This is a genomic window from Acidovorax sp. 93 (assembly GCF_003633835.1).
GTDB lineage: Bacteria > Pseudomonadota > Gammaproteobacteria > Burkholderiales > Burkholderiaceae_C > Acidovorax > Acidovorax facilis.
Map to the genome: position 1 here is coordinate 4955899 of NZ_RBIT01000001.1, position 19123 is coordinate 4975021.

Annotated in this window: 20 protein-coding genes and 1 riboswitch; of the genes, 7 read left to right on the forward strand and 13 right to left on the reverse strand. The window is 66.3% G+C overall.

Annotated elements, in window-relative coordinates:
* The first annotated feature begins 16 nt into the window (after nucleotides 1–16).
* Nucleotides 17–1228: a sulfite oxidase gene (locus C8C93_RS22665; protein ID WP_121508373.1), complete on the forward strand. Its 1212-nt coding sequence runs from the start codon at nucleotides 17–19 to the stop codon at nucleotides 1226–1228.
* A 137-nt stretch (nucleotides 1229–1365) separates the two neighbouring features.
* Complete coding sequence (locus tag C8C93_RS22670) at nucleotides 1366–1674, forward strand: cytochrome c (RefSeq protein ID WP_099731962.1); 309 nt, start codon at nucleotides 1366–1368, stop codon at nucleotides 1672–1674.
* A 56-nt stretch (nucleotides 1675–1730) separates the two neighbouring features.
* Here the strand turns inward: C8C93_RS22670 and C8C93_RS22675 are convergent, their stop codons facing one another.
* A complete protein-coding gene (locus C8C93_RS22675; RefSeq protein WP_121508374.1) occupies nucleotides 1731–3050 on the reverse strand; it encodes a D-amino acid dehydrogenase in 1320 nt (439 codons plus the stop codon).
* 91 nt (nucleotides 3051–3141) lie between these two features.
* Nucleotides 3142–3263: riboswitch (glycine riboswitch) on the reverse strand.
* A 224-nt stretch (nucleotides 3264–3487) separates the two neighbouring features.
* Between C8C93_RS22675 and C8C93_RS22680 the strand changes: the two genes are divergently transcribed.
* A complete protein-coding gene (locus C8C93_RS22680; protein ID WP_121508375.1) occupies nucleotides 3488–4270 on the forward strand; it encodes a 2-keto-4-pentenoate hydratase in 783 nt (260 codons plus the stop codon).
* A gap of 30 nt (nucleotides 4271–4300) precedes the next feature.
* Here C8C93_RS22680 and C8C93_RS22685 read toward each other — a convergent pair whose 3' ends face one another.
* From C8C93_RS22685 to C8C93_RS22720, 8 genes are all read right to left on the reverse strand, one after another.
* Nucleotides 4301–4795: a YXWGXW repeat-containing protein gene (locus C8C93_RS22685; RefSeq protein ID WP_121508376.1), complete on the reverse strand. Its 495-nt coding sequence runs from the start codon at nucleotides 4793–4795 to the stop codon at nucleotides 4301–4303.
* 174 nt (nucleotides 4796–4969) lie between these two features.
* Entirely contained in the window at nucleotides 4970–5512 is a 543-nt protein-coding gene (locus tag C8C93_RS22690) for a YXWGXW repeat-containing protein (protein WP_121508377.1), read from the reverse strand.
* A gap of 187 nt (nucleotides 5513–5699) precedes the next feature.
* Entirely contained in the window at nucleotides 5700–6080 is a 381-nt protein-coding gene (locus C8C93_RS22695; RefSeq protein ID WP_121508378.1) for a hypothetical protein, read from the reverse strand.
* Nucleotides 6081–6132: 52 nt separating this feature from the next.
* A complete protein-coding gene (locus tag C8C93_RS22700) occupies nucleotides 6133–6558 on the reverse strand; it encodes a DUF6463 family protein (RefSeq protein ID WP_233559541.1) in 426 nt (141 codons plus the stop codon).
* A 12-nt stretch (nucleotides 6559–6570) separates the two neighbouring features.
* Nucleotides 6571–7890: an AarF/ABC1/UbiB kinase family protein gene (locus C8C93_RS22705; protein ID WP_121508380.1), complete on the reverse strand. Its 1320-nt coding sequence runs from the start codon at nucleotides 7888–7890 to the stop codon at nucleotides 6571–6573.
* A complete protein-coding gene (locus tag C8C93_RS22710) occupies nucleotides 7877–8440 on the reverse strand; it encodes a DUF2867 domain-containing protein (RefSeq protein ID WP_121508381.1) in 564 nt (187 codons plus the stop codon). The genes C8C93_RS22705 and C8C93_RS22710 overlap by 14 nt, the downstream gene beginning before the upstream one ends.
* A complete protein-coding gene (locus tag C8C93_RS22715; RefSeq protein ID WP_121508382.1) occupies nucleotides 8437–9339 on the reverse strand; it encodes a TetR/AcrR family transcriptional regulator in 903 nt (300 codons plus the stop codon). Before C8C93_RS22715 ends, C8C93_RS22710 begins: the two co-directional genes overlap by 4 nt.
* 178 nt (nucleotides 9340–9517) lie before the next feature.
* Nucleotides 9518–10249, reverse strand: coding sequence for a helix-turn-helix transcriptional regulator (locus tag C8C93_RS22720; RefSeq protein ID WP_055401999.1), 732 nt, complete (start codon nucleotides 10247–10249; stop codon nucleotides 9518–9520).
* Nucleotides 10250–10385: 136 nt separating this feature from the next.
* On the opposite strand from C8C93_RS22720, the gene C8C93_RS22725 reads away from it, so the two are divergent.
* From C8C93_RS22725 to C8C93_RS22740, 3 genes are all read left to right on the forward strand, one after another.
* On the forward strand, nucleotides 10386–11525 hold the full coding sequence (locus tag C8C93_RS22725; RefSeq protein WP_233559542.1) for a hypothetical protein: 1140 nt from the start codon (nucleotides 10386–10388) through the stop codon (nucleotides 11523–11525).
* Between the two features lie 65 nt (nucleotides 11526–11590).
* On the forward strand, nucleotides 11591–13531 hold the full coding sequence (locus C8C93_RS22735; protein ID WP_121508383.1) for an MFS transporter: 1941 nt from the start codon (nucleotides 11591–11593) through the stop codon (nucleotides 13529–13531).
* Nucleotides 13528–14067, forward strand: a complete 540-nt coding sequence (locus C8C93_RS22740; protein ID WP_121508384.1) for a hypothetical protein — start codon at nucleotides 13528–13530, stop codon at nucleotides 14065–14067. Before C8C93_RS22735 ends, C8C93_RS22740 begins: the two co-directional genes overlap by 4 nt.
* Before the next feature lie 40 nt (nucleotides 14068–14107).
* On the opposite strand, the gene C8C93_RS22745 is transcribed toward C8C93_RS22740, so the two are convergent.
* Both C8C93_RS22745 and C8C93_RS22750 read right to left on the reverse strand, forming a co-directional pair.
* The gene (locus tag C8C93_RS22745) at nucleotides 14108–15106 is read right to left on the reverse strand and encodes a tripartite tricarboxylate transporter substrate binding protein (protein WP_121508385.1); all 999 of its coding nucleotides are present in this window, start codon (nucleotides 15104–15106) and stop codon (nucleotides 14108–14110) included.
* A 110-nt stretch (nucleotides 15107–15216) separates the two neighbouring features.
* Nucleotides 15217–16233, reverse strand: coding sequence for a 1-aminocyclopropane-1-carboxylate deaminase (locus C8C93_RS22750; protein WP_055401993.1), 1017 nt, complete (start codon nucleotides 16231–16233; stop codon nucleotides 15217–15219).
* Between the two features lie 160 nt (nucleotides 16234–16393).
* On the opposite strand from C8C93_RS22750, the gene C8C93_RS22755 reads away from it, so the two are divergent.
* Entirely contained in the window at nucleotides 16394–16909 is a 516-nt protein-coding gene (locus C8C93_RS22755) for an Lrp/AsnC family transcriptional regulator (RefSeq protein ID WP_121508386.1), read from the forward strand.
* 15 nt (nucleotides 16910–16924) lie between these two features.
* Here the strand turns inward: C8C93_RS22755 and C8C93_RS22760 are convergent, their stop codons facing one another.
* Together C8C93_RS22760 and C8C93_RS22765 are read right to left on the reverse strand one after the other, a co-directional pair.
* A complete protein-coding gene (locus C8C93_RS22760; protein WP_121508941.1) occupies nucleotides 16925–17839 on the reverse strand; it encodes an EamA family transporter in 915 nt (304 codons plus the stop codon).
* Between the two features lie 91 nt (nucleotides 17840–17930).
* Nucleotides 17931–19112: a trans-acting enoyl reductase family protein gene (locus C8C93_RS22765; RefSeq protein ID WP_121508387.1), complete on the reverse strand. Its 1182-nt coding sequence runs from the start codon at nucleotides 19110–19112 to the stop codon at nucleotides 17931–17933.
* Nucleotides 19113–19123: the final 11 nt, after the last annotated feature.

A 19123-nucleotide genomic window follows, 5' to 3' on the forward strand; every position in this document is an offset into this window, starting at 1 on the left:
ATTTGGAGACGTTTCCATGAAAGATTCGATGACCCTGCCGCGACGCCACATGCTGGCCGGAAGTGCCGCCGCCTTGAGCGCGCTGGGCCTGGCTGGATGGGCCGGCGGTGCGCGTGCCCAGCAGGCCGCAGCCGCTGCCAAGCCGCTGCCCGCGTATGCAGGATGGAAGTCACCGGATGCGCTGATCGTGCACAGCAGCAGCACTCTCGAAACCCGTCGCTCCGCGTTTGGCACCAGTGTCATCACGCCGTCCAACCAGCTGTATGTGCGCAACAACCTGCCCGCGCCCGACGCCGCCATCCTGGACAACCGCGATGCCTGGACCGTGGCGATCGAAGGGGTCAAGAGTCCGCGCAGCCTGACCCTGGCCGAACTCAAGACGCTGGGCGTGGAAACCGTGGCCACCGTGCTGCAGTGCTCGGGCAATGGCCGGGGCTTTTTCCCCAGCAAGCCCAGCGGCACGCCCTGGTCGGTGGGCGCTGCCGGTTGTGTGGTCTGGAGCGGCGTGCCACTGCGCAACGTGGTGGCCGCCTTGGGCGGGCTGGCCGATGGTGCTGCCTACCTGACCGGCACGGGCGGCGAGAAACTGCCCGAAGGTGCGGACCCGCTCACCGTACTGGTGGAGCGCTCGGTGCCCGTGAAGGCGATGGACGACGCACTGCTGGCCTGGGAGATGAACGGCGAGCCGCTGTCGCTCGCGCACGGCGGCCCGCTGCGGCTGGTGGTGCCGGGCTACCAGGGCGTGAACAACATCAAGTACGTCAAGCGCGTGGCGTTTACCAGCGCACAGTCGCAGGCGCGCATCATGTCGCACGGCTACCGCATGTCGCCCCCCGGCTCCAAAGCCAGCCCCGACCAGCCTTCGGTGTGGGAGATGGGCGTGAAGTCCTGGATCAACGGCCCCTTGCCCGACAAGGGGGCACTCAAGCCCGGACAGGTGCAGGTGCATGGCGTGGCCTTTGGCGGCACGCGCGGCATCAAGGGCGTGGAGGTGTCGGCCGATGGCGGCAAGACCTGGTTGGCGGCCAAGCTCATCGGCCCCGACCTGGGCCCCTTTGCCTGGCGGCAGTTTGCGTTGCCCGTGCGCCTGGAGGCGGGCACCCATGTGCTGGCCAGCCGAGCCACCGACACGGCAGGCAATGTGCAGGCCGAGCAGCGCGAGGAAAATCTGGGCGGCTACAACAACGCCAGCTGGCGCGACCACGCCGTCACCGTGACCGTGGCATGACATCGCTCCCCCCTGAGGCGCTTTGCGCCTTCCCCCCGAAGGGGGGACGCCACCCGTGGCCTGGCAGAGCCAGTTCCACGGTGGCACTGGCATGGGTGCGCGCCGCTATCGAACGGCCTCGGGTGCCGCAAGGCGGTTTGCTGGTAGGGCTAGCGTTACTGTGGGCGGGTGCCAGCTGGGCCGCCGAGCCGGCCGAGCTGGCGCGCGGCAAGGAGCTGTTCACCAAGATCCAGCCCGCCTGCGCGGTGTGCCACACGCTGCAGGCCGCCGGGGCCGAGGGCCAGGTGGGTCCGGTGCTGGATGAGCTGAAACCCGACGCGGGCCGCGTGTTGCGCGCGCTGAAGGCAGGCATCGGCGTGATGCCCTCCTATGCCGAGCGCATGAGCGAAAAGGACATGTTGGCCGTGGCGCAATTCGTGGCGCACGCCACGGGCGCGGCCAAATAGGCGCGGCCTCTCGCGGCGGTTGCAGCAGCGTTGCCTCGCTGCAATCGCGCGCTGCTTCAGGCCGCCGTGCGCGACGGCACCAGCGCCGCGCCCGCCGCGCGCCCCTGCAACCCCTGGAACGCAAAGTCCACCTCTGGCACGCGGCCGCTCACGATGTCGGCCAGGGCCTTGCCCGAGCCGCAGGCATGCGTCCAGCCCAGCGTGCCGTGGCCGGTGTTGAGGAACAGGTTGCCCACCTTCGTCTTGCCGATTAGCGGCACGTTGCTGGGCGTGGCGGGGCGCAGGCCACTCCAGAACTGGGCCTGGCTCGCCTCGCCCGCGCCAGGGAAGAGCTGTTCCACACGCCGCACGATGGCCTCGCAGCGCACCTGGTTCAGGTGGCGGTCGTAGCCGTTCAGCTCGGCCGTGCCTGCAATGCGCAGGCGATCACCGCCGCGTTCGCTGGTGTAGCGCGAGAAGACCAGCTTGAACTCGTCGTCCGTCAGGCTCACCTGGTGCGCCTTGCTGGCGTCTTTCACCGGCATCGTCACCGAGTAGCCCTTGGCCGGGTAGATGGGCAGCTGGATGCCCAGCGGCTGCGCCAGCAGCGGGCTGAACGAGCCCATGGCCAGCACAAACGCATCGCCGCGCACGCGCTCGAAGCGGCCCTCGGCGTTGGTCACTTCCACGTGGTCGATGCGGCCAGCCACTTCACGCAATGCGGTGATGTGGTGGCCCATGCGGAACTGCACGCCCGCCGCCTCGCACATCTTGGCCAGCTCGCGCGTGAACTGGTTGGCATCGCCCGATTCGTCCTCGGCCGTGTAGGTGGCGCCTGCCAGCTGCGGGCGGATATGGGCCAGGGCGGGCTCGATGCGCACGGCCTCGTCGGCGCTGATGACCTGGCGCTCGCAGCCCAGCTGGCGCATCTGCTCGGCCGGGGCCAGCGCGCCGTCGAATTCCTTATGGTTGGTATAGAAGTGCAGGATGCCCTGCGTGCGCTGGTCGTACTGGATGCCGGTGGCGGCGCGCAGCTGCTGCAGCGTGTCGCGGCTGTAGGTGCCCAGGCGCACGATTTGCTCGATGTTGTGGCGCGTGCGCGCTGGCGTGCAGTTGCGCAAAAAGGACAGGCCCCACAGCCACTGGCGCATGTCGGCGCGCAGGCGGAACAGCAGGGGGGCGTCTTCTTTGCCCAACCACTGCAGCACCTTGAGCGGCGCGCTGGGGTTGGCCCAGGGCTCGGCGTGGCTCACCGAGATCTGACCGCCGTTGGCAAAGCTGGTCTCGGCGCCGGGCGTGCCCTGGCGGTCGATGACCGTGACCTCATGGCCAAGTTGTTGCAGGAAATAAGCCGAAGTCACGCCGAGCAAGCCGGCGCCCAAAACGATCACGCGCATTTTTGAAGCCTTTTAAGGGTTCAGCGCTTGATGGATGTGCGTTGGCAGCTATAAATTAAATAGCAAGCAGCCAGCGCGCATCCGCCAAGCTGCCGCTCCCCCTGTCCTTGGTACCTGAGAGATTCACCGCCCAGCCCACATGGCGCGCGGTTTGCTCCTTCGGTGCGCCACAACGCTGCTGACAGGTTGGGGCGGCTCTCCAGACGGCTTTGATAAATGGTGCAGTACGGGACCTGAGCGTGTATGGGAGTTTGCGCCTTCGGTGCAGCGGTGGGCCTTGTGGCCTGCCGTGCTCTCCTGCGGGGGCCATTCTAGGAGGGGGCGGGCGGCGGTGGGGTGTTTGGGGCGGCTAATGGGTGGCAATCGTTGCTGATGCTGGCGGCGACATGGGGTCGCCATAATCCGGCGATTTGACTCGCCCCCAGGACGCTTTCCCCATGCCCGATACCGCCTTTGACCCCTTCGCCAGCGCCGCCGTGATCACCATGGCGCGCCAGGGACGCACGCCCCGGCCGCTGGATCTGCCCGCTGCATTGCGCCCTCGCGATGCGGCCGAGGCCTACGCCGTGCAGGACGCTGTAGTGCGTGACCGGGGCGAAATTGTGGGCTGGAAGGTGGGCGCCGCGTCGCCCCAGGCCCAACCCGCGCGTGCGGCGCTGACCCGCGACTCGGTGTGGGTGGAGCAGCCTGGCCAGGAGGTCAACTTGTCGGCCATAGGCTTTGCCGTGATGGGGGTGGAGGCGGAGCTGGTGTACGAACTGGGCGCAGACCTGTCCGCACGCGCCACGCCCTACAGCGCGGCCGAGGTGCTGGCCGCCTTGGTGTCGGTGCGTGCCGCCATCGAGGTGTGCGACACGCGCTTTGCCGCCTGGGCACAACAAGGGGAGTGGAGTCGCCTGGCCGACCAGGCCTGCCATGGGGCGCTGATCGTGGGTTCGGGTTTGACCGATGTGGCTTCGGTGCAGCCCTTTGTGCAAGGGGTCAGCCTGTCGGTGAACGGATCGGTGGCCGTGCAGCACGCCACCTGGGGTAACCCGGCAGGTGACCCGCTGCGGCTGCTGGTGTGGCTGGCCAACGAAGGCGCGCGCAGCCTGGGAGGGCTGCGCGCAGGGCAGTGGGTGACCACCGGGTCCTGCACCGGCACCGTGATGGTGGCGCCGGGCACGGTGGTGGTTGCCGACTTTCCTGGTGTCGGTCGCGCCGAGGTGAAATTCGACTGAACCGTTTCGAGGATCGTGGAACGCGGCAGATCAGTTGCGGCGCGGGTTGTCCGGCTGGCTGTCGCGGCGGTTGGACACGCCGTCACCGTCGCGATCACGGTCATTACGGTTGGAGATGCCATCGCCATCGCGATCCCGGTCGTTGCGGTCGGCAATGCCGTCACCGTCACTGTCCCAGCGGCCCCGCTGCATTTCCCAGCGGCCATCGCGCTCCACCCATTGGGGCTGCCGGTACTGGTAGCCGCTGCGCGCTTGTACCCAGTGGCCCTTCACCCAGCGGTGGCGGTTGCCGCGCCATTCCCAATGGCCTTGTTCCCACACTTGGCCACGGCGTGGGCGCGGCACGGCTTCGTACCGTGGTGGTGGGGGCGCGGGAATCACCTGGTAGGTCTGCGTGGGCTGGTACCCACGCTGTGGTTGGTCGGACTGAATGACGACGGTGCCCTGGATGGCCGCGTGTGTCGGTACGAGGGGCAGCAGTGCCATCAGGGCGATGGTGGCTGCGGTCAGTGTTTGGCGGGTCATGGTGGTCTCCGGGGTGATTCCTGGCGGAATCGGTCTTTGCATGGTGGCGGCCGGGTGCGCGGCGCCACGTAGGTGCTCAGCGGGGGCGGGCGTAGGCCAAAAGGGGGATTGGGCGCGGGGCTTGCGAGCCTCCGCGCTCCTTCAGCTCCTTCAGTTGTTCACTCTCTCAATCGTTCAATTGCGGTAGGGGTTGTCCGGGCGGCGGTCGTGCCGATTGGGAACGCCGTCTCCGTCACGGTCGCGGTCGTAGCGGTTGGACACGCCATCGCGGTCTCGGTCGTGGTGATCGCGGTCGTAGCGGTTGGGAACCCCATCGCCGTCGCGGTCACGGTCATAGCGGTTGGGGATGCCGTCGCCATCACGGTCCCAGCGGCCTGGGCGCAGGTCCCACCGGCCGCCGTGTTCCACCCAGCGCGGCTCGCGGTAGTAGTAACCAGGGCGCGCCTTCACCCAGTGGCCCTGGACCCAGACGTGGCGGTGGCCGCGCCAATCCCAATAGCCGGGCACCCACACCATGTTGTGCCGAGGGCGGGGCGCCACTTCATGGCGGGGGGGCGGTGGTGGGCCGTATTGCACCACCATGGGCGCTGGCGCCTGGTAGTGGTGGGGCTGCCCCGACTGGATGACAACAGTGGCGCTGGTCTGTGCCTGCGCCACCGTTGCGGCGCCCAGAGACAGCAAGGCGATGGAAACAGCGGCGAGTGCATTGCGGGCCATGGTGATCTCCTCAGAATGATTCCTTGCGGAACCGGAGACTTCATGGTGCAGATGCTGCGTCAAGCCGGTGTAGGCGAATTGCGAAGTCTTGTGAAGTTGTGTTTCCTGCAGCAGGAGCAGCAGCGGTTTCCGTGATTTTTCTCACACTTCCGGCAAGCTGCCCACCCCGTGAACGTAGTGCGGCCCTTCAGCGCCACCACACCAGCGCCGCCACCACGAGCAGGGCAAACCAGGCAGGGTGTCGGCCCTCAGTGGCATAGAACACCAGCACGCCGCTGGCCAGCGTGGCGACCCCGGCCACATCGGCCACCCAGGCTCCCAGGTCCGCGTCCACGGGCGCGGTCCCCAGGCGCCACATCAAGGCGCTCAGGGCCCAGCCCAGCACGGTGGCCAGGTGCCAGGTGCCCCACAGAATGCGCACCTGCCACTCCCGCAGCACGGGCCGTCCGCCGGTGGGCACGATGCCCTCTGTGCGCAGGGCGCGAAACACCAGCAATTCACCCAGCACCGAGTGCGCAACACCCACCAGGGCGAGGCCCCCGGCTGCCAGTACCAGCGCAGTATTCATGGACAGTTTCTAGTTCAATCAGGATGGCCGTGGAAGGTGCAGACGCTGCGCATCAACCGCCTTTTTCGCCTTCAGCGCTTTGAGGCCAGCACAGCGCCAGCGCGGGCGGCAGCGCCAGCCAGAAGCCGGAGGAAGGCATGAGCACAATGCCCAGCACCGTGAGTGCCAGCAACCCGGCACCCAGCCCGCGCAAAGGAACGGGCGCCAGGGCAGCGTTGCGTTCGGCCAGCAGGATGGCCCAGCCCAGCAACGCGAACAACACGCCGAACAATAAAAACCAGACCACGGCGCCCACGGCCGGGTCTTTTTGTACGCTGTTGAAAACGCCGCGCTGCACGATCTCTTGCAGCTGGGTCGGAAACACGACGGCCGCATACAGCGTGTGCAGCACCGCCACGGCCAGCATCCACTGGCCCTTCCAGCGGTTGCGAAGCGGTATGGCCGTAGAGCGAGGGGAGGGGGAGGTCAGGGAGGTCATGTGGGTGGGGTCCTATGAAGGAAGAAGGGCGGGGCAATGCGTGTGGACACGCGCGCCCAGCCCCGTAAGCAGGTGCATGAGGCCCATCCACATGCGCTCAAACGCGGGCATCTCGCCGGGCACCTGCACCAGGTGCTCGCCCAGCATGCGCTGGTGCCGTCCGGCGGTGATGGGTGGCGGCGTCTTGACGCCAAAATCGAAAACCGGTTGCGTGAAGGGCTCCATCTGCCAGGCCTGCATGTCAGCCAGTGCGGGCGCGAGTTCGGCGGTGTAGGCCGGCACGGTGAGGCTGGCGTTGACGAGTCCGAGTGCCTGGTAGGCTTGCAGCACCAGCGCGTCTCGCTGTGGGTCGGTGGGAGGGCGCAGCAGTGCGGACCATGCTTTTGTCACCTGGGTGCGAAAGTGCTCCGACAGGCTGCGCGTGCAGCCAAAGTCCAGCACGCCCACGGTGCCATCGGGTGCGAACAAGAAATTGCCCGGGTGCGGATCGGCGTGCACTCGGCCCAGCACAAAGAGGCAGTGCATGAACCAGTCCCACAGGTGCTGTCCGGCCCGGTCGCGCTGCGCCTGCGTGGGCTCTGTGGCCAGCCAGTCCTGCAGATGCTGGCCCGGCAGAAACTGCTGTGTGAGCACCTGGGCCCGGGTGTGCGACAGGATGGGCTGGGCCAGCACCACGCCCGGCAGCACCGCGTGCTGTGCAAACCACTGCAGTTGATCGGCCTCCTGCAGGTAGTCCACCTCGCGCAGCAGCGTGGCCTCGATCTCGGTCATCACGCTGTCCACCACCGTGTTGGCGGGCAGCGGCATGTCGGTATGGGCCAGGGCGCGCAGCGCGGCGCGCATGAGCTGCATGTCGCTGGTGATGGTGGCGGCGATGCCGGGGTACTGCACCTTCACGGCCACCGTGCCGTGGCCTGCCAGCTGCGCGCGGTGCACCTGGCCCAGGCTGGCGGCGGCGAAGGCGGTGGGTTCGAAGTGTTCAAACAGTGCCTCGGGCTCCTGCCCGAAAGCTTGGCGGAACACGCGGCCCACCAGCGCGCGGTTGAGTGGTGGGGCCTGGTGGTGGGCGCGCGCCAGCTCTTGCCGCACACCGTCGGGCAGCAGGCCGGGGTGCATGCTGAGCAACTGCGACACCTTGAGCGCCGAGCCCCGCAACTGGCCCAGCGCGCCAAAGAGGATGCGGCCGAGGGCGGCTTCGTGGTCGGCCTGCGCTTGGGCAGATGGCGTGCGCACGCGGTGCCCCAGCTGGGCCATCCCGATGCGCGCGGCAGCGATGCCAGTGATGGTGCCGCGCGCCAGGCGGCCGGTGCGCGGCGGTTCAGTGCGTGCCATGGTCTGCCAGGCGTTGCACCATGGCCCGTGCGATGCGGCGGTGAAAGGGTGTCACCACCGCCATGTAGACATGCCCGAGCGTGTTGTGGATGTGCACCACGGTGCTGAGCACCATGGTCGGCGGCCCAGAGGTCTCGGTCCGTCCGCTGTGCTTGGTCAGTGCAACCTGCACGTCGAGGTGCCTGTCGTCCTGGCCCATCACGACTTCGGTGTCGCTCAGGTGGCGGATGCGGAAGATGCCCACGCGGTCGCCCACACGGTAGCTGCTGGCCTCGCGCAGCGATCTGCCGCTGGCGGGGGGGTACCCGTCGTGCAGTTGCCCCAGGTCCTTCAGGCCCACCAGCCGCACCAGCTTGTTGCGCACGGTCATGAGCATTTGTGTCCAGCGCGGCGTGCGGGCCACCACGTCCAGCCAGGCCTGCAAGGCGGTGTGGGATGGCTGGCCGTCAGCCACCTCGTAGGCATCAAAAAAATGGGCGCCGGGCAAGCTTGCATGGATGGCGGTGCCTGCGGGCACCTGCGTTTCGCGCACGGTGGGGGCGGTGGTCATGCGGACTTCCTCTTACGTGGCGTAGCGGCAGGCTTGGCGGTGGTGCTGGGGGGCGGGGCTGGGTTGGCCGCGCGTGGTTTGCGCGGCGTACGGGGCGGCTTGGAAGGCTCTGGCGCTGCGGGTGAACCGGCGTTTGCCGTGTGGGCCTGGTGTGCCTGGGGAGTGCTGTAGGGCGCGCTGGCCATGGCCTGCTTGGCCAGCTGCAGCATCCCCATGAGGCCGCTGCTGTGCTGCACCATGCGGGCCATCTGGCTGCGCAGCACAAAGCCGCCCAGTTGCAGCACGCGATTGACGAGCCCGCCACGCAGTGCCTGCACCAGCACACCCAGCGAAAGGTCCACCAGCTGAGTGGTGTCGGCAAATTCGTCGGAGGTGTCGGCCAGCCAGTAGGTCACCACACCGGCCAGGTAGTCGGTGTAGAGCCCACCCGCCATGCCTTTGAAGTCGCAGGGCTCGATCTCGCCGCTGGCCTCTGCCGCTTCGAGAAAGCTGGCGACGGCCTCGCGCAGGCTCTGGCGCGCCGCCAGGGGCTCGGCCAGCATCGACAGCGGCGAGCGCCGCGCCAGACTGCGCACCTGGGCCACAAATTCGCGGTCGGCCAGCAGGCGCTCCAGCACGGCGTCGGTCAGGCGCTGCAGCTTTTCCTGCAGCTGATAGCCCGCGAAGCCTGACGTCTGCAGGGTTTCGGCCAGCGCCTGGTGGACCACATCGTCCAGGTAGCCGAGCACGATGCGGTCCTTGGTGGGGAAGTACTTGTAGATCGTGGCGTCGCCAATGCCTGCTGCACGCGCGATGTCTTTCATCGTCGTGCCGTCAAAGCCCTGGCGGGTCATGAGGTCCACCGCGCTGGCCACGATCTGGCGGCGCGTGGCGTCTTGTTGCTGGCGGGTGGTTTTCATTTGACTATCTTTAAATAAACAAAATTTGTTATTTAAAGAATAGTATTTTCTGTTTGTTGCGTCAAGCAGGGGTGGCACAGCACAGCTGCTGGCGCTGTGCTCAACTCATAAATTTAGGGTGCTATTGGCCTCTAGCTCTTTTGGGTAAAGCGCTGATAGCTATCAAAATAAGAGTAAATTAACGCCGCATGGACGCAAACGCCTCAAACTCCCAGCTGCGCATCGCCAGCAGCAAGGTGTAGCCCTCGCGCTCGCGGTCGGGCAGCTTCTGGTCGGCCAGGTGCTGCTGGGCAAAGTCCTGGGCCACGCGCTGCATGCGCTCCATGAACGCAGGGGCCAGGCTGCGGCTGATGTTGCCGTGCACCAGCAGCACGCCTTCGCCCGCGCCGTCAAAGCCGCCCGCGAAGTAGTCCAACAACGCGTGGTCGCGAAAGTAGTTCATCACCGGGCCATGCGGGCGCCAGCGAAAGGTCTTGGCCAGCTTGAGGCGGTAGCGGTTCAGTGGCCGCAGCTCGATGATGCCGATGCGGTCGAGCTGTGCGAGGTACTTGATGCCCTCGGCCTCGGTGAGGCGGTAGGCGGTGGTCACCTGCTCCAGCGTCCATTGGCTGAGCACGCAAATCGCCATCAGCAGCAGTTTCTTGTCGCCCACCACGGCTTTTTCCTGCTCTTGCGTCAGCTCTTTCAACAGAGGCTGTTCGTCGGCCACACGCCGCGCCAGATCGGCAAAGTCCAGCGCCAGTGCGCGGCAGATGGCGTCGATGCGCGACAGCGGCATGTCGCCCTTGGCCAGCATGCGCTTGACGCTGGACTCGGCCATGCCCAATGCCAACGCCAGGTCGGCGTAGGTCATCTGCGCGGTCTTGAGTTCCTTCTTCAGGGCGGTGACGAGGTCGGCGGTCGTGCTCATGGGCTTTGGCTCCTTGGTATCAATTATCAATACCTGAAGTGGCTTTGGTAGCCCTCTGAGCGACTTTCTGGTGTCCGGGTGACTGCGGTTGAACACACTGCGCGGCAATTCCCACTCATCCACGGATGTGACGACCATGACTTCTCTGATTTCTCTCCCCACCCGGCGCCACAAGCCCGCGACCCGCGCTGAACTGGCTCTCTTGCTGGGCGCGGCCGCGTTGCTGGCGCTGGCCTTGTTCGGCCCGGTGCTGCCCGCAAGCGCACACCAGCATGCCTTTGCCGACCAGCGGGCGCTGTGGGGCATTCCTTGCGCGGTGGATGTACTCAGCAATCTGCCGTTTGCCATCTCAGGGGTGTGGGGCCTGTGGGCGCTGCGCCGGTTGGCGCCAGGAGCGCTGGATCCCGCCTCGCGCGCGCTGGCCGCCCTGTTTTTTGCGGGGCTGCTGTGTACGGCCGTGGGCTCCAGCGTTTACCACTGGCAACCGCAGGATGCGGGCCTGCTGTGGGACCGGCTGGGCATGGTGCTGCCGTTTGCAGGACTGCTGGGGCTGGCGGCCAGCCGCGTGAGCGAACGGGCAGGCTGGGCCATGGCGGGGGCGGTGCTGCTGGCGGGGCCGTTGGCCGTGCTGTGGTGGGCACACACCGGCAACCTGATGCCCTGGGCCGTAGTGCAACTGGGCGGCATGCTGGTGGTATTGGCGCTGGCCTGTCTGCCTCGGCGCGATGGCGCGCTGGCGGTGCACTTGGGCGCGGTCATTGGCCTGTATGCCGTGGCCAAGTTGTTCGAGGCGGCGGACCACGCGGTGTTTGATGCCACCCACCAGTGGGTGTCAGGCCACAGCATCAAACATGTATTTGCTGCTGGCGCGGCCTGGCCCGTGCTAAGAACGTGTTTACGATCTTTTCAGGGCCGCGCAAGCACCTTGTCGGGATGGGATGCAAGGCGTGGTGCGCAGTGGATAGCTCGGCTATCCACAAGCGCCTCAACGCCGCAGACCGCCCGGCAAGGTGCTTGCCCGAAGGGTTGGGGCGAAATCGGGCGATTGGACGCTCCGGCTGCTTGCATGGGCACGAGCCCATGCGGCACATCCGATGCATCCACTCATCCCGATTGCGTCCCAACGCGGCCCCGAAAAGATCGTAAACACGTTCTGGGGCACTGGCGGCATTGCGCAACAGTGCTGCACGGAGCGCGCCGCACGTCACGCTGTCCGGGCAGAATGGCGCCCACGCCGTGGGTGTTGCCCGCAGATCACGCGCATGAAGAGCCATGAAGGCGCATGAAGTGCGGGCACGGAAAATTCCAACAAGCCAACCCATCGGAAACGAGGAGAAACGCATGCACCCCGAGACTCCCTCAGCCAGCGCGGCGCCAGTGCCGACGCATGAGGACCCGAACCAGTTCGCCCTGCTGCGCCAGCGGCGATTTGCGCCGTTCTTCTGGACGCAATTTTCTGGGGCGGCCAACGACAACCTCTTCAAGTTCGCGTTCACCGTGATGGTGACCTACCAGCTCAGCGTGTCGTGGCTACCGCCAGCGATGGCGGGGCTGGTGATTGGTGCGCTGTTCATCCTGCCGTTTTTGCTGTTCTCGGCAACCTCGGGGCAGCTGACCGACAAGTACGACAAGACAAAGATGATCCGCTTCGTGAAGAACATGGAGATCGCCATCATGCTGGTGGCGGCCTTCGGGTTCATGACGGACAACGTGCCCGTCTTGCTGCTGTGCACCTTTCTGATGGGGGTGCACTCCACGCTGTTCGGCCCCGTCAAGTTCGCCTACATGCCCCAGGTGCTCAACGAACGTGAGCTGACCGGCGGCAATGGCATGGTGGAGATGGGCACCTTTGTGGCCATCCTGCTGGGCAATGTGGCCGGTGGCCTGCTGGTGGCCATCCCGGGCATTGGCCACACCACGGTGGCCGTGGCCTGCGTGGTGGCGGCCCTGGCCGGGCGCGCGGTCGCGCAGTTCATTCCCTCGCTGCCCGCCACCGACCCGGGCCTGACCATCAACTGGAATCCCTTCACGGAAACCTGGCGCAACCTGAAACTGGCGCACGAGAACGTCGCAGTGTTCCGCTCGCTGCTCGGCATCAGCTGGATGTGGTTCTTTGGCGCCGTGTTCCTGAGCCAGTTTCCGAGCCTGGCCAAGGAGGTGTTGCACGGCAACGAACAGGTGGCCTCGCTGCTGCTGGTGGTGTTCTCCATCGGCATCGGCATCGGCTCGCTGCTGTGCGAGGTGCTCTCGCGCCGCCATGTCGAGATCGGCTTGGTGCCGCTGGGCGCCATCGGCATGAGCGTGTTCTCCATCGACCTGTACTTCGCCTCGCGCAGCCTGCCCCCTGCCGAGATCATGGGCTTGGCCGCCTTCATGGCCCAGGGCGCGCACTGGCGTGTGATGCTGGATCTGCTGCTGCTCAGCCTGTTTGCTGGCCTGTACAGCGTGCCCATGTACGCACTGATCCAGATGCGCAGCCAACCCACGCACCGCGCACGCATCATCGCGGCCAACAACATCCTGAACGCACTGTTCATGATTGCCAGCTCGCTCATCGCCGGTGCCTTGTTGGGCGCGGGCTTCACGGTGCCGCAGATCTTCCTGTTCACGGGCATCGCCAACGCGGTGGTGGCGTTCTATATCTTCATGCTGGTGCCCGAGTACCTGCTGCGGTTTGTGGCCTGGGTGTCGTCGCGCTTCGTGTACCGCTTCAAGGTGCAGGGCGACGAGAACCTGCCTTCGGCGGGCGCGGCCATCCTGGCCTGCAATCATGTGAGCTTTGTCGATGCCGTGTTGCTCATGGCGGCCAGCCCGCGCCCCATCTACTTCGTGATGGACCACCGCATCTTCCGCGTGCCGGTGCTGGGCTGGCTGTTTCGCCTCGCCAAGGCGATTCCGATTGCACCCTACAAGGAAGACCCCAAGACTTACGAAGCCGCCTTCGACCGCGCCGCGCAGGTGCTGCGCGAGGGAGACCTGCTGGCCATCTTCCCTGAAGGTGGAATCACCAAGGACGGGCAGCTGCAGGAGTTCAAGGGCGGCATCATGAAGATCATCGAGCGCGCACGTGCCGAGGGCATCGAGGCCCCCGTGATCCCCATGGCGCTGACCAATTTGTGGGGCTCGTACTTCAGCCGTATCGAGCAGGGCGGCGCCATGGTGCGACCGTTCCGGCGGGGATTTTTCAGCCGTGTGGGGCTCAATGTGGGCCGCCCGGTGGCATCGACGCAGGTGCAGCCTGCGCTGCTGCGCACCCGGGTGGCGGACCTGCTGCAAGCATGAGCCGCGAAGAATCCTCCAACGCTGCAGCGGCAGCGGCGGACCACGGCGCATTGACGGACCGCATCCTGGCCTTCCTGCGCAGCATTGGCCTTGCGGTCTGCGAGGCCGAGGTCCCCGAAGGCAGTTTTCTACCCGGCGTCCGCATCGAGCGGGGTGGCCTGCGTGTGGACCGGGCGCGGCTGCGCTGGCCTGGAGACCTGCTGCATGAAGCTGGCCACCTGGCGGTGGTACCCACGGCGCTGCGGTCCACCCTGGATGATGCGCTGCAGGACCTGCCCGAGGTGGCCCACGGTGGTGAGATCGAAGCCACGGCCTGGGCCTGGGCGGCCACTCGGCACCTGGGGCTGGATTCCGCCGTGCTGTTCCATGACGGCGGTTACCACGGGCGCTCCGTCGGATTGCGCACCACCTTTGAGCTGGGGGTGTACCTGGGCGCCTCGGGCCTGGCCGCTGCGGGGCTCACCCTGCTGCCCGCGCAGGGCCTGCCGGGCGGAACCCCGGCCTATCCGCACATGCTGGCCTGGCTGCGGGGCTGAGAGTCAAAAAACGCCAAAAGCAAGGGGCCTCGCGCGGCGTTCAATCCGCGCGGATCTGCGCGCGCTGTGCAATTGCACGCATGCGTGGCAACTCGTCTTCGATCTGCGTGAGCACGGCATCGCCCGTGGCGTACGACGGCTCCAGCCCGGCGGCGATGAGCTTGCTGCGGACCTCCGCGTCCGCCAGGGTGTCGGCCAGGGCCTTGTGCAGTTTGGCCTTGGCCTCGGGGGGTAAGCCGCGTGGCGCAACCACGGCCAGCCAGGAGTCGGCCGAGAACCCGGGGAAGCCACTTTCCGCCACCGTAGGCACGTCGGGCAGTTGCGTGGCCCGCGTTGCACCCGTGACGGCAATGGCCTTGATCTTGCCCGCCTTGAGCTGTGGCAGCGCTGCGGCCACGGTGTCGATGGTGAACGGGATCTGCCCGCCCATCAGGTCGCTCATGGCGGGCGCGCTGCCTCGGTAGGGCACGTGCATCACCTTGATGCCGGCGGCAGACCACGTCAGCTCTGCCGCGAAGTGGCCGGTGGTGCCGTTGCCAAAGGAGCCGTAGGAAAACTTGTCGGGGGCGCGCTGCACCGCCCCGATCAGCTGCTTGAGATTGCCCACGGGCACCTCGCGGTTTGCCAGCAGGATCAGCGGCACGCGGGCCACCATGCCGATGGGCTCATAGCTCTTGACGGGGTCGTAGGGCAGCTTGGCATTGAGCGCCGGATTCACGGTGAACGTGGAGCCCGAACTGATCAACAGCGTGTAGCCATCAGCGGGTGCGTTGGCCACGAAGGTCGCTCCGACCACAGTGCCTGCACCCGCCTTGTTCTCAATCACGATGGGCTGGCCAAGGCGGTCGCCCAGCTTCTTGCTGATCGTTCGACCCACGATGTCCACGGCGCCCCCTGGCGGGAAGGGAACGATGAGCTGTATTGGCTTGGCCGGATAGCCTTCGGCGTGCGCCAGCCACGGCGTGCCGAGTCCCAGCCCCGCGAGGGCTGCTGCCAAGTGGATCACGCTACGCCGTCTGTCGATCTGCAAGCACTTCATGGGGCACTCCTTGGAGGGGAAAAGCGTCGGCCTCCAGCATCGAGGCCAGGGCCACTCAGATCAACGACAGCCCGGCCAGCGGTGCCAGCTGGTGCTGCTCGCTGGACGCGTCAGCCGTTGCGAAAAAGAAAGCTGTAGGCGTTGAGCGCTGGCACGCCTCCCAGGTGCGCGTACAACACGCGGGAGCCTTCGGGGAACTCGCCCTTGCGCACCATGTCGATCATGCCGTGCATGGACTTGCCTTCGTACACCGGGTCCGTGAGCATGCCTTCCTGGCGCGCGCACAGGCGGATGGCTTCGAGCGTGCCCTCGTTGGGCAGGCCGTACTCAGGGCCGCCGTAGCGGGTGTCCAGCACCACGTCTTCGGCGGTCAACTCCTGGCCCAGCTCCACGAGCTTGGCGGTGTTTTGGGCGATGCGCAGGATCTGCGCATGGGTCTTCTCGGGTTTGGCCGAGGCGTCGATGCCGATCACCTTGCGCGCCCGGCCATCGGCCGCAAAGCCCACCACCATGCCGGCCTGCGTGCTGCCCGTGACCGAGCACACGACGATGTAGTCGAACTGGAAGCCCAGCTCCTTCTCTTGCTGGCGAACCTCTTCGGCAAAGCCCACAAAGCCCAGGCCGCCATACGGGTGCTCGGAGCAACCGGCCGGGATGGGGAAGGGCTTGCCACCGGCCTTTTTCACATCGTCCATGGCCTGCTCCCAGCTGGGGCGGATGCCGATGTCGAAGCCCGCAGCATCCAGGCGCACATCGGCGCCCATGATGCGGCTCATCTCGATGTTGCCCACACGGTCGTACACCGCGTCGGAGTAGTTGACCCAGTTTTCCTGCACCAGCACGCACTTCATGCCGAGGTGCGCCGCCACGGCAGCCACCTGGCGCGTCTGGTTGGACTGGATGCCGCCAATCGACACCAGCGTGTCGTAGCCGCCTGCAATCGCTTCGGGGATGAGGTATTCGAGCTTACGGGTTTTGTTGCCGCCGAAAGCCAGGCCCGAGTTGCAGTCTTCGCGCTTGGCGTACAGGTGCACCTTGCCGCCCAGGTGGGCCGAAAGGCGCGGCAGCGGTGTGATGGGCGAGGGGCCGAAGGTGAGCGGGTGGCGGGCAAATTTCTGCAGGTTCATGGCGGTTTCCGGTCGATGAAGAGAAGGCGCAAGCGGGGGGCTTGCAGTGCCTTCATCGTAGAAAAATGCGCGCATCACGTGGTTGCAAAATTTGTTCGAATTACGGCGTTTAATGTTTATGGAAGAGAATATGAGTGGAAAATATTTCTCTGAATAATCTATGTGCGCAACAAAAGTTCGTGTCAAGAATGTGCCGCAGGCCGATGTCTCGGCCGAACTGGACCGCACCGACAAAGCCATCTTGCGCCAGCTGCAGCGCGACGCGTCGCTGTCGAACGTGGCATTGGCCGAAAAGGTGCACCTGAGCCCGCCCGCCTGCCTGCGCCGGGTAGATCGTCTCAAGCGCCTGGGGCTCATCGACAAGGTGGTGGCACTGCTCAACCCCCAGGCCGTAGGGGCGGGCATGCTGGTGATGATTGGCGTGGTGCTGGACCGCTCCACGCCCGATTCATTTGCCGAGTTTGAAAAGGCTGCGGCCAGGGTGTCCGGCTGCATGGAATGCCATGTGGTCACCGGCGAGTTTGACTACTTCATGCTCGTGCGCACGCGCGACAACGACAGTTTCAACTGTCTGCATGCCGAGCAGCTGCTCTACCTGCCAGGCGTGCGGCAGGTGCGCTCATTCATGGTGCTGCGCAATGTGCTTTCGACCACAGAGCTGCCGCTGGCGGTGTAGCGGCCGTGGACGGATTCACTGGGCGCCGCGCAGCCGCACCATCACGGCCGCCCAGGCGGGCCCCCCAAACACGTTGACCACCAGCCCTGCCATCAAGAGCCCTGCGCCCGCAAAGTGCACAGGCAGCAACTGCTCGCCAAACACCACCCAGCCCGTGGTCAGGCCCACCACGGGCACCAGCAGCGTGAAGGGCGCCACGCGGTTCACGGGGTAGCGCGACATGAGGTAGGTCCATAGGCCAAAGCCCAGCAACGTGGAAATCCAGGCGATATAGGCCACGGCGGCCATGGATTTCAGCGACAGGTGCTGCACGGCGGACAGCACGGCACCCGGGCCGTCGATCCACAGCGACAGTGCCACGAAAGGCAGTGGCGCCACCACGCTGGACCAGACGATGAAGGCAAACTGGTTCATCGGCCCATAACGCCCCACGGCGCGGGTGACGATATTGCCGCAGCCCCACAGCGCAGCGGCCGCCACGGTCAGTGCAAAACCTGCCAATGGCATCGAGGCACCATGTGCGCTGCCAATCAGCACCAGCCCCGCACCCGCCAGCGCCAGGCCGGCCACCTGGTTGCCCTGCCATTTCTCACGCAGCCACCAGGCGGCCAGCAGCAGGGTGAAGAACGACTGCGCCTGCAGCACCAGCGAAGCCAGGCCCGAAGGCATGCCGATCTGGATGGCGGTGAACAGCAGCGCAAACTGGCCCACGGCCATGGTCATGCCGTACAGCAGGTACAGCCTGAGCGGCACCTTGGGCGGCTTGACGAACAGCAGTGCCGGGAAGGCTGCCAGCAGGTAGCGCAGCGCGCCCAGCAGCATGGGCGGCACATCGGCCACACCGACTTTGATCACCGCAAAGTTCAGCCCCCAGACGACGATGACGAGCAGGGCGAGGGCCAGGTCACGGGGGCGCAGAGCAGTGTTCATGCCCTGCATTTTGCGGGACCACCGGGCGGGCGGCCGTGCGTTTCAGGACCGTCCTGGTGCAAAAACGGACAAACCGGCGGAGCCTGGGGCGTTACGCCGATTCGACGGCGAAGCCCAGCCCGGCGTTGGCCTGCAGTCGCGCGATCAGCTTGTCGCCCAGCGCAGGCGCCGTGGTCCAGATGCCGCCCGGGGTCGCCGTGGCATCCTGCAGCAGGCACACGGCGGCCTCGGTGATCATCTTGGACGTGGAGCCATAACCCGGGTCGCGGTCACCCTTCACGCCCACGCGCAAACTGTTGCCCGCATCGTCGGTGCCCAGGAACAGCACGTCGTAGAACCCGTTCTCACGTTCTTCGCGCGAAGGGCCTTCGCCGGGCTTGGGGCCTTTGTCCGAGCCCAGCGACTTGTCGCCCGCCACCGCGTTGGCGATGGCCTCGCCCTTTTCGCCAGGGCCGGTGATGAGCATTTCGTCGTACACAAAGTCTGTGCCGTAGGCGTGCTGCAGCAGGAAGTTGGAGCGGTGCACGTTGCGCGTGTTGATGGCCGCCATTACAAACGGTGCCACCCAGATTCCATGGCCCAACGCCTCATCCACCATCGGTTTGTGGCCGGTGGGCTGGCGCGGCCCTTCAAATCCGGGTGTGAGAGAGAACGGGTTCTTCAGCAAATCCAGCACCGCAGGGTTGGTGGCAGCCGCGGCCATGGTGGCCTTGAGGCTGGCGGCCGTGCCCCCAGAGAACGTGCCCTTCATCTTGCGCACCCGGCCGCGTACGCGCGGGGCGGGGTGGCCGAAGCGCTGGGCAAATTCCTTTTGCAGCAGGAATACGCCCAGGTCAAACGGGATCGAGTCGAACCCACACGAGAACACGATGCGCGCGCCGCTGGCCTTGGCCGCAGCTTCGTGCGCGTCGATCATCTGGCGCATCCAGGCGGGCTCGCCGCACAGGTCCACATAGTCCACACCAGCCTTCGCGCAGGCGGCCACCAGTTCGTTGCCATAGAGCTGGTAGGGGCCTACCGTGGTCAGCACCAGGCGCGTGGAATCCATCAGCGCTTGCAGGCTGGCGGGGTTGCTGGTGTCGGTCACGACCAGCGGAGTGTCGGCCGGTGCGCCCACTTCGTCGCGCACGGCGGCGAGTTTGTCGGCGTTGCGGCCCCCCATGGCCCAGCGCAGGCCGCTGCCAGCGGGGTAGCGCTGGAGCAGGTATTCGACCACCAGGCGGCCGGTGAAGCCGGTGGCGCCGTGGACGACGAGGTCAAAGGGTTTGGTCATGGTGTGGGTCT

Coding starts and splice junctions, on each gene's coding strand:
- C8C93_RS22665 (WP_121508373.1), top strand. CDS start 17: ATGAAAGATTCGATGACCCTGCCGCGACGCCACATGCTGGCCGGAAGT.
- C8C93_RS22675 (WP_121508374.1), bottom strand. CDS start 3,050: ATGCGCGTGATCGTTTTGGGCGCCGGCTTGCTCGGCGTGACTTCGGCT.
- C8C93_RS22680 (WP_121508375.1), top strand. CDS start 3,488: ATGCCCGATACCGCCTTTGACCCCTTCGCCAGCGCCGCCGTGATCACC.
- C8C93_RS22685 (WP_121508376.1), bottom strand. CDS start 4,795: ATGACCCGCCAAACACTGACCGCAGCCACCATCGCCCTGATGGCACTG.
- C8C93_RS22690 (WP_121508377.1), bottom strand. CDS start 5,512: ATGGCCCGCAATGCACTCGCCGCTGTTTCCATCGCCTTGCTGTCTCTG.
- C8C93_RS22695 (WP_121508378.1), bottom strand. CDS start 6,080: ATGAATACTGCGCTGGTACTGGCAGCCGGGGGCCTCGCCCTGGTGGGT.
- C8C93_RS22700 (WP_233559541.1), bottom strand. CDS start 6,558: ATGACCTCCCTGACCTCCCCCTCCCCTCGCTCTACGGCCATACCGCTT.
- C8C93_RS22705 (WP_121508380.1), bottom strand. CDS start 7,890: ATGGCACGCACTGAACCGCCGCGCACCGGCCGCCTGGCGCGCGGCACC.
- C8C93_RS22710 (WP_121508381.1), bottom strand. CDS start 8,440: ATGACCACCGCCCCCACCGTGCGCGAAACGCAGGTGCCCGCAGGCACC.
- C8C93_RS22715 (WP_121508382.1), bottom strand. CDS start 9,339: ATGAAAACCACCCGCCAGCAACAAGACGCCACGCGCCGCCAGATCGTG.
- C8C93_RS22720 (WP_055401999.1), bottom strand. CDS start 10,249: ATGAGCACGACCGCCGACCTCGTCACCGCCCTGAAGAAGGAACTCAAG.
- C8C93_RS22725 (WP_233559542.1), top strand. CDS start 10,386: ATGACTTCTCTGATTTCTCTCCCCACCCGGCGCCACAAGCCCGCGACC.
- C8C93_RS22735 (WP_121508383.1), top strand. CDS start 11,591: ATGCACCCCGAGACTCCCTCAGCCAGCGCGGCGCCAGTGCCGACGCAT.
- C8C93_RS22740 (WP_121508384.1), top strand. CDS start 13,528: ATGAGCCGCGAAGAATCCTCCAACGCTGCAGCGGCAGCGGCGGACCAC.
- C8C93_RS22745 (WP_121508385.1), bottom strand. CDS start 15,106: ATGAAGTGCTTGCAGATCGACAGACGGCGTAGCGTGATCCACTTGGCA.
- C8C93_RS22750 (WP_055401993.1), bottom strand. CDS start 16,233: ATGAACCTGCAGAAATTTGCCCGCCACCCGCTCACCTTCGGCCCCTCG.
- C8C93_RS22755 (WP_121508386.1), top strand. CDS start 16,394: ATGTGCGCAACAAAAGTTCGTGTCAAGAATGTGCCGCAGGCCGATGTC.
- C8C93_RS22760 (WP_121508941.1), bottom strand. CDS start 17,839: ATGAACACTGCTCTGCGCCCCCGTGACCTGGCCCTCGCCCTGCTCGTC.
- C8C93_RS22765 (WP_121508387.1), bottom strand. CDS start 19,112: ATGACCAAACCCTTTGACCTCGTCGTCCACGGCGCCACCGGCTTCACC.